The sequence below is a fragment of the Porphyromonas sp. genome, from assembly GCF_030529325.1.
GTDB lineage: Bacteria > Bacteroidota > Bacteroidia > Bacteroidales > Porphyromonadaceae > Porphyromonas_A.
In genome coordinates this window covers 1-12,299 of the sequence record NZ_JAUMXC010000053.1, presented here as the reverse complement: position 1 = coordinate 12,299, position 12,299 = coordinate 1, and the positions used below count along the sequence as shown (strand labels likewise).

Genomic DNA, 12,299 nt, shown 5'->3' with positions numbered 1-12,299 from the left:
CAGACTTCGTTGGTCATACGATCGCCGTTCACAACGGAAATAAGTTTATCCCCGTGTTTGTTACTGAAAATATGGTAGGGCACAAGTTAGGCGAGTTTGCTCCAACACGTACCTTCCGAGGCCATAGTGGTAACCGTAAGAAGTAAGTGTCGGGGACTAACCATTATTAAAAAAGAAGAAATAATATGGGTCAAAGAAAAAGATTGTCAGCTGACGCACGTAAGGAGGCAAACAAGACTATATACTTTGCTAAGCTATCTAATGTCCCTTCTTCTCCTCGTAAGATGAGATTGGTTGCGGATATGGTTAGAGGAATGGAAGTTAACCGAGCGTTGGGTGTGCTTAAGTTTTCAAGCAAAATCGCAGCTGCTCGTGTGGAGAAGTTATTGCGTTCGGCTATCGCAAACTGGGAGCAGAAGAATGCTCGCAAGGCTGAAGCCGGAGAACTCTTCGTTACAAAGATCTTTGTAGATGAAGGTGTGACTCTTAAGAGAATGCGCCCACGTGCACAAGGTCGTGGTGCTCGTATTCGTAAGAGATCAAACCACGTGACATTGTTTGTTGATACACTTAACTCAAATCAAAATTAATTAGATGGGACAGAAGACTAATCCAATAAGCAATCGTTTAGGGATCATCCGTGGATGGGACTCTAATTGGTTTGGAAAGAAGGCCGATTTTGCTGATACCCTGCTTGAGGACAGTAAGATACGCAAGTATCTGGGTGCTCGTCTCTCTAATGCAAGTGTTTCTCGCATTGTCATAGAGAGAACACTTAAGCTCATTACTATCACTATTTGTACTTCACGTCCTGGTGCTGTCATCGGTAAGGGTGGTGCTGCAGTGGATTTGTTGAAGGAAGAGCTTAAGAAGATTACAGACAAGGATGTTCAGATCAATATCTTTGAGATCAAGCGTCCTGAGGTGGATGCATCTATCGTAGCGAGTACAATCGCTCGTCAGCTCGAAGGCCGTATGGCATATCGTAGAGCCGTAAAGATGGCTATCTCTTCTGCAATGCGTTCTGGTGCAGAGGGTATCAAGATCCTTGTTTCCGGGCGTCTCAATGGTGCTGAAATGGCACGTTCGGAGATGTTTAAGGAAGGTCGTACACCTCTTCATACCTTTAGAGCAGAGATTGACTACGCTACAGAGGCTGCACTTACAAAGGTGGGGCTTATCGGTATCAAGGTCTGGATCTGCAAGGGTGAAGTGTACGGCAAGAAGGACTTGGCTCCTAACTTTACTCAATCTAAGGACTTTGGAAAGCGAGAAGGTGCACGTGGTGGACGTGAAGGTCGTGATAGACGTAGTAGAAGGTCAAATCGCTAAAAGTCCAATAATCAGCTTAGAAAAGTAAGATTATGTTACAACCAAAGAAAACGAAATTTAGAAGGCAGCAGAAAGGCCGCATGAAAGGCTTTGCTAACCGAGGTAATCAACTATCATTTGGTTCTTTTGGTATCAAGGCACTTCAAAGCAAGTGGATTACTGGACGCCAGATAGAAGCAGCTCGTATTGCTGTGACAAGATATATGCAACGTCAGGGTCAGGTCTGGGTACGTATTTTTCCAGATAAACCTATCACGAAGAAGCCTGCAGAGGTGCGTATGGGTAAGGGTAAGGGATCTCCAGAAGGATTTGTGGCTCCTGTTACCCCAGGTCGTATGCTCTTTGAAGTTGAGGGCGTTTCTTATGAGATCGCGAAGGAGGCTCTTCGTCTTGCAGCACAAAAGCTCCCTGTAACAACTAAGTTCGTCGTAAGACGTGACTATGAATTTTAATCACGAACGTAAAGACAATTAGTAGAGAGTTATGAAGAATAGCGAAATAAGAGAGCTTAGCGTGCAAGAGTTGCAGGAGCGTCTCTCATCAGAGACAATGAAGTACGAGAAGATGAAAATGAATCATAGTGTGACTCCACTGGATAAGCCTTCTGAGCTTACCCGTCAGCGTCGACTTATTGCTCGTCTCAATACAGTACTTCGTGAGAAGAATAATAACCAATAATTTATCCGCTCTGAAATGGAAAGAAATTTGAGAAAAGTAAGACAGGGCGTTGTCTCGAGCAATAAGATGGACAAAACCATAACTGTTGCTGTTCGTTGGAAAGAGAAACACCCTATATATGGTAAGTTTGTAAACAAGACAAAGAAGTACTACGCTCATGATGAGAAGAACGAGTGCAATATCGGTGATACCGTCCGTATCATGGAGACTCGTCCTTTGAGTCGTATGAAGCGTTGGAGACTATTACAAATCATTGAAAGGGCTAAGTAATTATGATACAGCAAGAATCAAGATTGGTCGTGGCTGATAACAGTGGTGCAAAGGAAGCTCTTTGCATCAGGGTTCTCGGTGGGACAAGAAGAAGATATGCCTCAATAGGCGATCTTATCGTCGTTTCTATTAAGAGTGTGATTCCATCAAGTGATGTGAAGAAGGGTACCGTGACAAAGGCTATCATTGTCAGAACAAAGAAAGAAATCCGTCGTCCTGACGGTTCTTATATCCGTTTTGATGATAATGCTTGTGTGCTCCTAAACAATGCTGGCGATATGAGAGCAAGCCGTATCTTTGGCCCAGTTGCCAGAGAGCTTAGAGCTGCCAATATGAAGATTGTCTCACTCGCACCTGAGGTCCTTTAATAGTAATATTTTAGACGGAATTGTAATGAGAAAGTTTCATATAAAGAAAGGTGACACGGTATACGTGAATGCCGGTAATGAAAAGGGAAAGACGGGTCGCGTGTTGATGGTTGACATCCAGAAGGAGAGAGCTATCGTAGAGGGCTTGAACTTTGTTACTAAGAGAGCAAAACCATCTGCAAAGCATCCTCAAGGTGGTCTGATCAAGGTGGAGGCTGGTATCCATATCTCCAACCTTAATCCGGTTGATCCTAAGAGTGGAAAGCCTACTCGCATCGGACGCAAAAGAGATGACAATGGTAGGCTTGTACGTATCGCAAAAAAATCAGGGGAGGTATTGAAGTAATATGTCAACAGCTAATCTAAAGAAAGAATATTCAGAACGAATCGTTCCTGAGTTGATCAAGGAATTTGGATACACCTCTGTGATGCAGGTTCCCGTATTGAAGAAGATTGTCATAAATCAGGGTCTCGGAGCTGCAGTAGCGGATAAAAAGCTAATAGATGTTGCAGTTTCTGAACTTGCAGCTATTACAGGACAAAAGCCTGTTGTAACACTTTCAAGAAAGGATATCTCTAACTTTAAGTTGAGAAAGAAAATGCCTATCGGAGTCATGGTTACGTTGAGAAGAGAGCAGATGTATGAGTTCCTTGAACGACTTATTCGTATTGCGCTTCCTCGTATTCGAGACTTTAAGGGTATTGAAGGTCGTCTTGATGGTCGTGGTAATTATACTCTTGGTATTACAGAGCAGATCATTTTCCCAGAAATTAATCTTGACTCCATTACTAAGATTATGGGTATGAATATCACTTTTGTAACTAGTGCTCAGACTGATGAGGAGGGTTTTGCTCTACTCAAGAGATTTGGCTTACCTTTTAAGAAAGATAAATAATACTAAAAGATATAGTAGAGCATGGCAAAAGAATCAATGAAGGCTCGTGAAGTTAAGAGAGCCAAGCTGGTTGCAAAGTATGCAGAAAAACGTGCGAGACTTAAGGCTGAGGGTAATTATGAGGCGCTTCAAGCTCTTCCTAAGAATGCTTCTCCTGTCCGTCTTCACAATAGATGTAAGATTACCGGCCGTCCAAAGGGTTATATCAGATTGTTCGGAATTTCTCGTATCCAATTGAGAGAAATGGCCGCTCAAGGGCTTATCCCTGGTGTTAAGAAGGCTAGTTGGTAAATTTATTATATCTTTGTACACTAGTCAAGGTGGGATTCTCTATCGGAATTCTCACCAGAGTATATTTTGTTAAATATTGTCCGAGAGTTCGGATCAATTTAATTCTAAAAAATGACAGATCCAATTGCAGATTATTTGACGCGGTTGCGCAATGCAATCATGGCGAAGCACCGCGTAGTGGAGATACCTGCTTCAAACATCAAGAAGGAGATGACAAAGATCCTGTTTGAAAAGGGGTACATCCTCAACTACAAGTTCGTTGAGGAAGGTCCACAAGGTACGATTAAGGTCGCTCTAAAGTACGATGTCGTATCTAAGAAGAATGCTATAAAGGCACTCAAACGTGTATCAAAACCGGGTTTGAGAAAGTACGTAGGCTACAAAGATATGCCACGTGTATTGAATGGTTTGGGTATCGCTATCTTGTCTACCTCTAGAGGAGTCATGACCAACAAGGAGGCTCTCGACTTGAAGATTGGTGGCGAGGTATTGTGTTACGTATATTAAAAATAGAAAGGAGATATTATGTCTAGGATAGGTAAACTACCAATATCGGTCCCAAGCGGTGTCAATGTTTCTATTAATGATAATGTTGTAACAGTCAAAGGTCCAAAGGGTACACTAACCCAATATGTTGATCCTCGCATTGTTGTTGATGCCAAAGATGGAGAAGTCCATGTGTCGCGTCAGCAAGAAACTCGTGAGGAGAGGGCTCTTCATGGACTTTATCGATCATTGGTGAACAATATGGTCGTTGGGGTTTCTGAAGGCTACAAGAAAACACTTGAACTTATCGGTGTCGGTTATAGAGCAGCGAACAATGGTCAGATCCTTGAACTCTCGCTCGGATTCACACACCCTATATATCTACAGTTACCTGAAGAAGTGAAGGTAGAAACTAAAATGGAGCGTAACAAGGCACCTATTATTATCTTGGAGTCTGCTGATAAGCAGCTTTTGGGACAGGTGTGTGCTAAGATTCGTTCGTTCCGTAAGCCAGAGCCTTATAAGGGTAAGGGTATTCGCTTTGAAGGTGAATATATCCGTAGAAAATCTGGTAAGACTGCAGGTAAGTAATCTACGTAAACATCTATTTTGATTATGATAACTAAAAGAGAAAGAAGACTTAAGATAAAGAGACGTGTGCGTAGAAATATTTTAGGTACTGCAGACAGACCACGTCTATCAGTATTTAGAAGCAACAAGCAGATCTATGCACAGGTCATCAATGATATCGATGGTAAGACTATCGTGGCTGCAAGTTCTCTAGGAATGGAAGATAAGCTTCCAAAAGGTGAAATTGCTGCGAAGGTAGGTGCTGCTGTTGCACACAAAGCTGTTGCGGCAGGAGTCGAACAAGTTGTATTTGACCGTAATGGCTACCTCTATCATGGTCGTGTTAAGCAACTCGCAGACGCAGCTCGTGAGGCAGGTCTTAAATTTTAACGTTAAGAATATAGTAGAACAATGAATAGAGTAAAGTCTGCTAATGGCCTTGAATTAAAAGATAGGTTGGTTGCGATAAACAGGGTTACCAAGGTAACAAAGGGTGGTCGTACCTTTACTTTTGCTGCCATTGTAGTCGTCGGTAATGAAGACGGTATCATTGGTTGGGGACTTGGAAAGGCTGGCGAAGTCACTACTGCTATTGCTAAAGGTGTAGAGGCTGCTAAGAAGAATCTCTTCCAAATACCTGTACACAAAGGTACAATCCCTCATGAACAGTCTGCGCGCTTTGGTGGTGCTCGAATAATGATCAAGCCTGCCTCAGAAGGTACCGGAGTGAAAGCCGGTGGTGCGATGCGTGCTGTGCTTGAGAGTGTTGGAATCACAGATGTCCTTGCAAAGAGTAAGGGATCATCAAATCCTCACAATCTAGTGAAAGCAACTATTGCAGCTCTCTGTGAACTCAGAAGCCCATTAGAGGTTGCAAAAGTGAGAGGTGTCTCGGTAGAAAAAGTATTTAGAGGTTGATAGTAACTATGGGAAAGATTAAAGTAAAGCAGGTTAGAAGCCGCATCCGCTGCCCAAAGGATCAGAAAGCAGCTCTTGATGTCCTTGGTTTGAAGAAGCTACATAGGATAGTAGAGCTTGAGGCTAATGATGCTGTATTGGGAAATATCCGTAAGGTACGTCACCTTATAGAGATCGTAGAAGAATAACAATATTAATATAGATTATCATGAACTTATCAACGTTAAGACCTGCACAAGGCTCAACAGCGCGTAAGAGAATCGGCCGTGGACCGGGTTCAGGTCTTGGAGGTACTTCTACTCGTGGTCATAAGGGTGCAAAGTCTAGATCTGGTTATTCTCGTAAGTTTGGCTTTGAAGGTGGACAGATGCCTCTTCAGAGACGCTTGCCAAAATTTGGATTCAAGAATCCTAATAGGGTTGAGTACACTCCTATCAACCTCGATGCTATCGCAAGGATGCTCGAAATCAATCCTACAGACAAGATCACAATCGCAGATTTCGTCGCATCAGGTCTGGTTAAAAAGAACGAGCGTATCAAAGTGTTAGGTAACGGAGAACTTAATTCAAAAGTAGCTGTTGAGGCGCATGCTTTTTCTAAGTCGGCTGAAGAGGCGATTAGGAATGCAGGAGGAGACACTACTATAGTACAGTAACAGTAATGAAACTGGTTAAGACGATTCAAAATATTTGGAAGATTGAGGAGCTTAAAACACGAATCCTCACCACTGTCTTTTTGATCATCCTCTATCGTCTTGGTACATTCATAGTCCTACCCGGGATTGATCCTGGAGCTTTAACAGCTCTACAGGATCAGACCCGAGGAGGTCTTTTGGCTTTGTTGGACATGTTCTCAGGGGGAGCATTTTCTAATGCTTCCATTTTTGCCTTGGGAATTATGCCATACATCTCTGCATCGATCGTTATGCAGTTGATGGCCATTGTGGTACCATCTTTTCAGAAGATGCAAAGAGAGGGCGAGAGTGGTCGCCGAAAAATCAATCAGTGGACGCGCTATCTGACAATAATTATTTTGTTGTTCCAGGCTCCAATATACTTGGTGAACCTACAACACAATCTTGTCAGTGCGGGATCTTCCTTGTCTTCTGATCTTTGGTTCAGAGTCTCTTGTACGCTTATTCTTACAGCGGGTTCTATGTTTACCCTTTGGTTAGGAGAGCGTATTACCGATAAGGGTATTGGGAACGGGGTTTCATTTATCATCCTTGTTGGTATTATTGCTCGTTTGCCACAGGCTTTGGTAAATGAGTTTACATTGAGATTTACGACATCTGGAGGGTTGTTCTTGTTCATTGCTGAAATCCTAGTTCTTTTGGCTGTTATTGCTGGAGCTATTCTGCTTGTTCAGGGAACAAGACGCGTCCCTGTTCAGTATGCAAAGAAGATTGTTGGTAACAGACAGTACGGAGGTGCAAGACAGTATATTCCATTGAAAGTGAATGCAGCAAACGTAATGCCGATCATTTTTGCTCAGGCGATAATGTTTATCCCTCTCAGCTTTATGACTTTTGGTAATTCTGAGCCTTCATCTTTCTGGCAGGGATTTATTCAAGGTACAGGCTTTTGGTACAACCTTATTTTTGCATTCCTGATCATAGTATTTACGTATTTCTATACTGCTGTTACTATCAATCCAGGGCAAATGGCGGATGACCTAAAGCGCAACAACGGCTTTATCCCCGGCATCAAGCCTGGTAAAGCTACAAAGGAATATCTTGATGATGTGATGAGTAAGATTACATTGCCTGGAGCTATCTTCTTGGCTATTGTCGCTATACTCCCTGCATTTGCACGTCTCTTCAATGTGAGTCCTGAGTTTGCTCAATTCTTTGGAGGTACATCTTTGATCATCCTCGTTGGGGTAGTCTTAGATACTCTTCAGCAAATAGAGAGTCACTTGCTCATGCACCACTATGATGGTTTGCTTGAGACTGGTCGTATAAAAGGACGCTCAAGCGGTGCATATTGATTTTTTCTAACACATGATTGTTCTAAAAACTGCGGAGGAGATAGAGAAACTATATGCTGCAAATCAGCTTGTCGGACGTACACTTGCAGAAGTTGCTAAGCATATCAAACCTGGAGTAACCACAAAGGCATTGGATCGTATCGCTCATGATTTTATCGGAGATTATGGCGCTACACCGGCCTTTTTGGGGTATGAAGGGTTCCCTGGTTCTTTATGTACATCCGTCAACGAACAGGTTGTGCACGGCATTCCTTCAGATAAGGTGATTTTGAAAGACGGAGACATTATATCTGTAGACTGCGGTACGAAGTTAGATGGCTTTACGGGAGACTCTGCGTTTACTTTTCCTGTGGGAGAGGTGACTGAAGAGGTCCGAAATTTGCTTAATACTACACATAATTCTTTATATGAGGGTATAGGTGCTGTTCAAGCAGGACGTCGTTTGGGTGATGTTGGACACGCCATCCAAACGTATTGTGAGGCAAGGGGCTTTTCCGTTGTTAGGGAGTTTGTAGGGCACGGTATTGGGCGAGATATGCATGAAGATCCTCAGGTTCCCAACTATGGAAGACCTGGAACCGGGTCTTTGATCCAGGATGGATTGTGTATCTGTATAGAACCAATGATCAATCTCGGCTCAAAGAATATTTCTATGGGAAAGGATGGTTGGACGGTGCAGACAAAAGATGGTAAGCCATCGGCTCATTTTGAATTGTGTATCGCAGTTGTAAATGGGAAAGCGAGACTCATGTCAACCTTTGACTTTGTGTATGATGTTTTAGGGAAAAATCAATTTTAGTAAACAATAAATGGCAAAACAATCCGCTATTGAACAAGACGGCGTTATCGTTGAAGCTCTTTCAAATGCAATGTTTAAAGTAGAGCTTGATAACGGACATGTCATAACAGCACATATATCCGGTAAGATGCGTATGCACTATATCCGAATCTTACCTGGAGATCGGGTGAAGGTTGAGATGTCTCCGTATGACTTGACCAAGGGCCGAATATCGTTCAGATATAAATAATACTCAATATCCATTATGAAAGTAAGAACATCTTTAAAGACACGTACGGCAGATTGTAAGATCGTAAGAAGAAAGGGGCGCCTTTACATAATTAACAAGAAGAACCCCAAATACAAACAACGTCAAAAATAATTAGTATTTTTGCACTTCAAATTGTAAACATTAAATTTATAGTATGGCTATAAGAATTGTTGGTGTAGACCTACCACAAAACAAGAGAGGAGAGATCGCCTTGACTTATATCTATGGGATCGGACGTAGTAGCGCTAATACTATTCTTGACAAGGCTGGTATCAATAGAGATATCAAGGTTAAGGATTGGACAGATGATCAAGCTGCTGCAATCAGAGAGATCATATCTTCTGAGTTCAAGGTTGAAGGTGATCTTCGAGCTGAAGTTCAGTTGAATATCAAGCGATTGATGGACATCGGATGCTATCGTGGTGTTCGTCATCGTATCGGTCTACCATTGAGAGGTCAGAGCACAAAGAACAATGCTCGTACACGTAAAGGTCGCAAGAAAACTGTTGCGAATAAGAAGAAAGCTACAAAGTAATTTTAATACATTATTATGGCAAAGAAGGCAGTCGCAAAGAAAAGAAAGGTGCAGGTCGAAGCTATTGGACAAGCGCATATTCACTCATCTTTCAATAATATTATTATCACTCTTACCAACGCTCAAGGACAAGCAATCTCTCAATCAAGCGCGGGTAAGATGGGCTTCCGTAGCTCAAAGAAGAACACCCCTTATGCTGCTCAGATGGCTGCACAAGACTGTGCTAAGGTCGCATATGATGCAGGGCTTCGTAAGGTGCGTGTATTCGTAAAGGGACCAGGTAATGGTCGTGAGTCAGCAATCCGTACTATTCATGGCGCAGGTATCGAAGTGATGGAGATCATCGACGTTACACCAATGCCACACAACGGTTGCCGTCCTCCTAAGAAGAGACGTGTATAATCTTTCGCACTCTTCCTGTTAACTACAAAGATTTTATCAGACCAATTAGTTCATGAATGAGGTATATATGTAAAATATTTATGGATTGCTTATTCCTCTCAAACAATCGCGGCTGTACATATATAATCTCATGTAAAACGTTTTAAAATGGCAAGATATACAGGCCCTAAAGCTAAGATTGCTCGTAAGTTCGGCGAACCAATTTACGGCACAATTAAATCAAAGAAAAATTATCCTCCAGGACAACACGGTAACTCGCACCGTCGTAAGACCTCTGAGTACGGTATTCAGCTGCGTGAAAAACAAAAAGCTAAGTATACTTACGGTGTACTTGAAAGACAGTTCCGCAATCTCTTCGAAAAGGCTTCCCGCATGAAGGGGGTCAAGGGTGAGGTGCTTATACAACTATTGGAACAACGTCTTGACAACGTGGTGTATCGTTTGGGCATCGCTAAGACTCGTGATGCTGCGCGTCAGCTTGTTTCTCACCGCCATATCGTTGTTGATGAAAAGGTAGTAAACATTCCTTCCTTCTCTGTACAACCAGGTCAGGTTGTAGGTGTAAGAGAACGTTCAAAGTCTCTTGAAGTTATCTCTGATGCTGTATCAGCTGCTGCGCACGCGAAGTATGCATGGTTGGAGTGGGATAAGTCTACCATGAGTGGTAAGTTCCTACACGTTCCTCAGAGAGCGGATATCCCTGAAAACATCAAGGAGCAGTTAATCGTAGAATTGTATTCAAAATAAAAATAGAGATATGGCTTTAATCGCATTTCAAAAACCCGAACGTGTCCTAATGCTCGAGTCAACTCCTTTTCACGGGAAGTTTGAGTTCAAGCCATTGGAACCAGGGTATGGCATTACTATCGGTAATGCTCTGCGCCGTATACTGCTTTCGTCTCTCGAGGGTTTTGCCATCAACTCTATCAAGATCGACGGCGTAGATCATGAGTTTGCTACTATTCCTGGTGTCATTGAAGATGTCACAAATATCATCCTCAATCTCAAGAAGGTGCGCCTCAAGAAAGTGATAGAGGATGCTACAGAGGAGAGAGTAAGCATCAAGGTCGGCAAGACAGAGCAGTTCACCGCATCGGACATTTCTGCTCAGCTTAGCAACTTTGAAGTGCTGAATAAAGATCTCGTAATTTGTAATTTAGATAAGTCAGCTTCTTTCAATATCCAACTAACCATTGATAAGGGGCGTGGATATGTTCCCGCAGAGGAGATCGCTGAAACTTTTGATGATGTTCAGCAGATCGCTATCGATGCTATCTATACTCCTATTGTCAATGTCAAGTATAAGGTTGACAACACACGTGTGGAGCAGAAGACTGACTATGATCGTTTGGTAATTGAAGTAGATACTGATGGTTCGATTTCTCCAAAGGATGCTTTGAAGGAAGCTGCAACTATCCTTATTCATCACTTCAGTTTGTTCTCTGATGAGAGTATCGATATTGAATTGGAAAATCAGGCAGAAGACGAAGTCTTTGACGAAAGCATCTTGCACATGCGTCAATTGTTGAAGTCTAAGCTCGCAGATCTTAATCTATCTGTACGAGCTCTCAACTGCTTGAAGGCTGCTAATGTCGAAACTCTTGGAGAACTTGTGAGATACAACAAGAACGAACTCTTGAAGTTTAGAAACTTCGGTAAGAAGTCTCTCAATGAACTAGAAGACTTGTTGGATCAACTCAATTTGACATTCGGTCTTGATATCTCAAAGTACAAATTAGACAAAGAATAATTTAGACGAATATTTAAGTAATGAGACACAATAAGAAATTCAATCACCTCGGTCGTACTGCTTCGCACAGAAGTGCAATGCTTTCAAACATGGCAACTTCTCTTATCATGCACAAGAGAATCGTTACTACGCTTGCAAAGGCAAAGGCTCTAAGAGTGTACGTTGAACCGATCATCAACCGTGCAAAGGAAGATACCACTCACTCACGTCGTATGGTCTTCTCTAAGTTGCAGAATAAGTATGCAGTGACAGAGTTGTTTCAAAATATCTCAAAGGCTATTGCAGATCGTCCTGGTGGCTACACTCGCATCCTCAAGATGGGTCATCGTCAAGGTGACAATGCCATGATGTGCTTTATCGAACTTGTAGACTTTAATGATGATCGCAAGAAGGAAAAGGCAGTAGAGGCTAAGGCAGCAGCACCAAAGACTCGTCGTTCTCGTCGTAAAAAGACTGAAGAAGCAGCTGAAGCTACTGCAGAAGCATAATAGCATAAACATAGATTATATGTCAACAACACCTCATCAAGGGAATTCCCTTGATGAGGTGTTGTTTGATTTTGGGATTGATCCTTCTTATCCAACGAGAATATTGAAGCATCCAAAAGCTTTTTCTAACTAATCAAATGTTCCATCAGGCGGTAGTGTCCAAAAAAGTGTGTAAGGTTAGTTGTTCCTTTTATTCCCGAGGTAACCCCGGGGATAAAAAACTTGATACTGTCCTAAAAAAGTGTGTAAGCCCCATTAGTCCTTAACTTTGAGGTAA

The 12,299-nt window shown here is 42.4% G+C and carries 25 protein-coding genes; all 25 read left to right on the top strand.

All coding sequences use genetic code 11. The annotated features are described in order from the left end of the window. On the top strand, positions 1 to 146 hold a 146-nt coding region (locus Q4A14_RS07725), incomplete at its 5' end, for a ribosomal protein S19 family protein (protein WP_303171190.1). 39 nt (positions 147 to 185) lie between these two features. After that, entirely contained in the window at positions 186 to 590 is a 405-nt protein-coding gene (gene rplV, locus Q4A14_RS07720) for a 50S ribosomal protein L22 (protein ID WP_303171187.1), read from the top strand. Positions 591 to 594: 4 nt separating this feature from the next. Further along, on the top strand, positions 595 to 1,332 hold the full coding sequence (gene rpsC / locus Q4A14_RS07715; RefSeq protein WP_303171186.1) for a 30S ribosomal protein S3: 738 nt from the start codon (positions 595 to 597) through the stop codon (positions 1,330 to 1,332). A 32-nt stretch (positions 1,333 to 1,364) separates the two neighbouring features. Continuing rightward, on the top strand, positions 1,365 to 1,784 hold the full coding sequence (gene rplP, locus Q4A14_RS07710; protein ID WP_025839431.1) for a 50S ribosomal protein L16: 420 nt from the start codon (positions 1,365 to 1,367) through the stop codon (positions 1,782 to 1,784). A 31-nt stretch (positions 1,785 to 1,815) separates the two neighbouring features. Further along, positions 1,816 to 2,010: a 50S ribosomal protein L29 gene (rpmC, locus tag Q4A14_RS07705; RefSeq protein ID WP_303171184.1), complete on the top strand. Its 195-nt coding sequence runs from the start codon at positions 1,816 to 1,818 to the stop codon at positions 2,008 to 2,010. 3 nt (positions 2,011 to 2,013) lie between these two features. Further along, positions 2,014 to 2,280 carry a 30S ribosomal protein S17 gene (gene rpsQ / locus Q4A14_RS07700; RefSeq protein ID WP_303171188.1) on the top strand — a complete coding sequence of 89 codons (267 nt, stop codon included), beginning with the start codon at positions 2,014 to 2,016 and terminating at the stop codon, positions 2,278 to 2,280. 2 nt (positions 2,281 to 2,282) lie between these two features. Beyond that, positions 2,283 to 2,648 carry a 50S ribosomal protein L14 gene (gene rplN / locus Q4A14_RS07695; protein ID WP_303171182.1) on the top strand — a complete coding sequence of 122 codons (366 nt, stop codon included), beginning with the start codon at positions 2,283 to 2,285 and terminating at the stop codon, positions 2,646 to 2,648. A 25-nt stretch (positions 2,649 to 2,673) separates the two neighbouring features. Further along, positions 2,674 to 2,994, top strand: a complete 321-nt coding sequence (rplX, locus tag Q4A14_RS07690; protein WP_303171180.1) for a 50S ribosomal protein L24 — start codon at positions 2,674 to 2,676, stop codon at positions 2,992 to 2,994. Position 2,995: 1 nt separating this feature from the next. Beyond that, a complete protein-coding gene (gene rplE / locus Q4A14_RS07685; RefSeq protein WP_303171179.1) occupies positions 2,996 to 3,544 on the top strand; it encodes a 50S ribosomal protein L5 in 549 nt (182 codons plus the stop codon). Between the two features lie 21 nt (positions 3,545 to 3,565). Further along, positions 3,566 to 3,835 (top strand): 30S ribosomal protein S14, encoded by a 270-nt coding sequence (gene rpsN / locus Q4A14_RS07680; protein WP_025839443.1) that lies wholly within the window; start codon positions 3,566 to 3,568, stop codon positions 3,833 to 3,835. A 111-nt stretch (positions 3,836 to 3,946) separates the two neighbouring features. After that, positions 3,947 to 4,342 carry a 30S ribosomal protein S8 gene (rpsH, locus tag Q4A14_RS07675; RefSeq protein WP_303171177.1) on the top strand — a complete coding sequence of 132 codons (396 nt, stop codon included), beginning with the start codon at positions 3,947 to 3,949 and terminating at the stop codon, positions 4,340 to 4,342. Positions 4,343 to 4,360: 18 nt separating this feature from the next. Continuing rightward, positions 4,361 to 4,912: a 50S ribosomal protein L6 gene (gene rplF / locus Q4A14_RS07670; RefSeq protein WP_303171175.1), complete on the top strand. Its 552-nt coding sequence runs from the start codon at positions 4,361 to 4,363 to the stop codon at positions 4,910 to 4,912. Between the two features lie 24 nt (positions 4,913 to 4,936). After that, entirely contained in the window at positions 4,937 to 5,281 is a 345-nt protein-coding gene (gene rplR, locus Q4A14_RS07665) for a 50S ribosomal protein L18 (RefSeq protein WP_303171173.1), read from the top strand. Positions 5,282 to 5,302: 21 nt separating this feature from the next. Continuing rightward, positions 5,303 to 5,809, top strand: a complete 507-nt coding sequence (gene rpsE / locus Q4A14_RS07660) for a 30S ribosomal protein S5 (RefSeq protein WP_303171171.1) — start codon at positions 5,303 to 5,305, stop codon at positions 5,807 to 5,809. Between the two features lie 8 nt (positions 5,810 to 5,817). Next, positions 5,818 to 5,997, top strand: a complete 180-nt coding sequence (rpmD, locus tag Q4A14_RS07655; protein ID WP_303171170.1) for a 50S ribosomal protein L30 — start codon at positions 5,818 to 5,820, stop codon at positions 5,995 to 5,997. 20 nt (positions 5,998 to 6,017) lie between these two features. After that, on the top strand, positions 6,018 to 6,464 hold the full coding sequence (rplO, locus tag Q4A14_RS07650) for a 50S ribosomal protein L15 (RefSeq protein ID WP_303171168.1): 447 nt from the start codon (positions 6,018 to 6,020) through the stop codon (positions 6,462 to 6,464). 5 nt (positions 6,465 to 6,469) lie between these two features. Continuing rightward, positions 6,470 to 7,798, top strand: a complete 1,329-nt coding sequence (gene secY, locus Q4A14_RS07645) for a preprotein translocase subunit SecY (RefSeq protein ID WP_303171166.1) — start codon at positions 6,470 to 6,472, stop codon at positions 7,796 to 7,798. 13 nt (positions 7,799 to 7,811) lie between these two features. Then, the gene (gene map / locus Q4A14_RS07640) at positions 7,812 to 8,597 is read left to right on the top strand and encodes a type I methionyl aminopeptidase (RefSeq protein ID WP_303171164.1); all 786 of its coding nucleotides are present in this window, start codon (positions 7,812 to 7,814) and stop codon (positions 8,595 to 8,597) included. Between the two features lie 10 nt (positions 8,598 to 8,607). Next, complete coding sequence (gene infA, locus Q4A14_RS07635; protein ID WP_025839460.1) at positions 8,608 to 8,826, top strand: translation initiation factor IF-1; 219 nt, start codon at positions 8,608 to 8,610, stop codon at positions 8,824 to 8,826. Between the two features lie 15 nt (positions 8,827 to 8,841). Then, positions 8,842 to 8,958 (top strand): type B 50S ribosomal protein L36, encoded by a 117-nt coding sequence (ykgO, locus tag Q4A14_RS07630; RefSeq protein WP_078735977.1) that lies wholly within the window; start codon positions 8,842 to 8,844, stop codon positions 8,956 to 8,958. 43 nt (positions 8,959 to 9,001) lie between these two features. Then, on the top strand, positions 9,002 to 9,382 hold the full coding sequence (gene rpsM / locus Q4A14_RS07625; RefSeq protein WP_303171162.1) for a 30S ribosomal protein S13: 381 nt from the start codon (positions 9,002 to 9,004) through the stop codon (positions 9,380 to 9,382). 15 nt (positions 9,383 to 9,397) lie between these two features. Then, positions 9,398 to 9,784, top strand: coding sequence for a 30S ribosomal protein S11 (rpsK, locus tag Q4A14_RS07620; protein ID WP_025839465.1), 387 nt, complete (start codon positions 9,398 to 9,400; stop codon positions 9,782 to 9,784). Between the two features lie 147 nt (positions 9,785 to 9,931). After that, positions 9,932 to 10,531 carry a 30S ribosomal protein S4 gene (gene rpsD / locus Q4A14_RS07615; RefSeq protein WP_303171160.1) on the top strand — a complete coding sequence of 200 codons (600 nt, stop codon included), beginning with the start codon at positions 9,932 to 9,934 and terminating at the stop codon, positions 10,529 to 10,531. A 10-nt stretch (positions 10,532 to 10,541) separates the two neighbouring features. After that, positions 10,542 to 11,534, top strand: coding sequence for a DNA-directed RNA polymerase subunit alpha (locus Q4A14_RS07610; protein ID WP_303171158.1), 993 nt, complete (start codon positions 10,542 to 10,544; stop codon positions 11,532 to 11,534). Positions 11,535 to 11,554: 20 nt separating this feature from the next. Continuing rightward, on the top strand, positions 11,555 to 12,022 hold the full coding sequence (gene rplQ / locus Q4A14_RS07605; RefSeq protein ID WP_303171156.1) for a 50S ribosomal protein L17: 468 nt from the start codon (positions 11,555 to 11,557) through the stop codon (positions 12,020 to 12,022). The last annotated feature ends 277 nt before the right edge of the window (positions 12,023 to 12,299 follow it).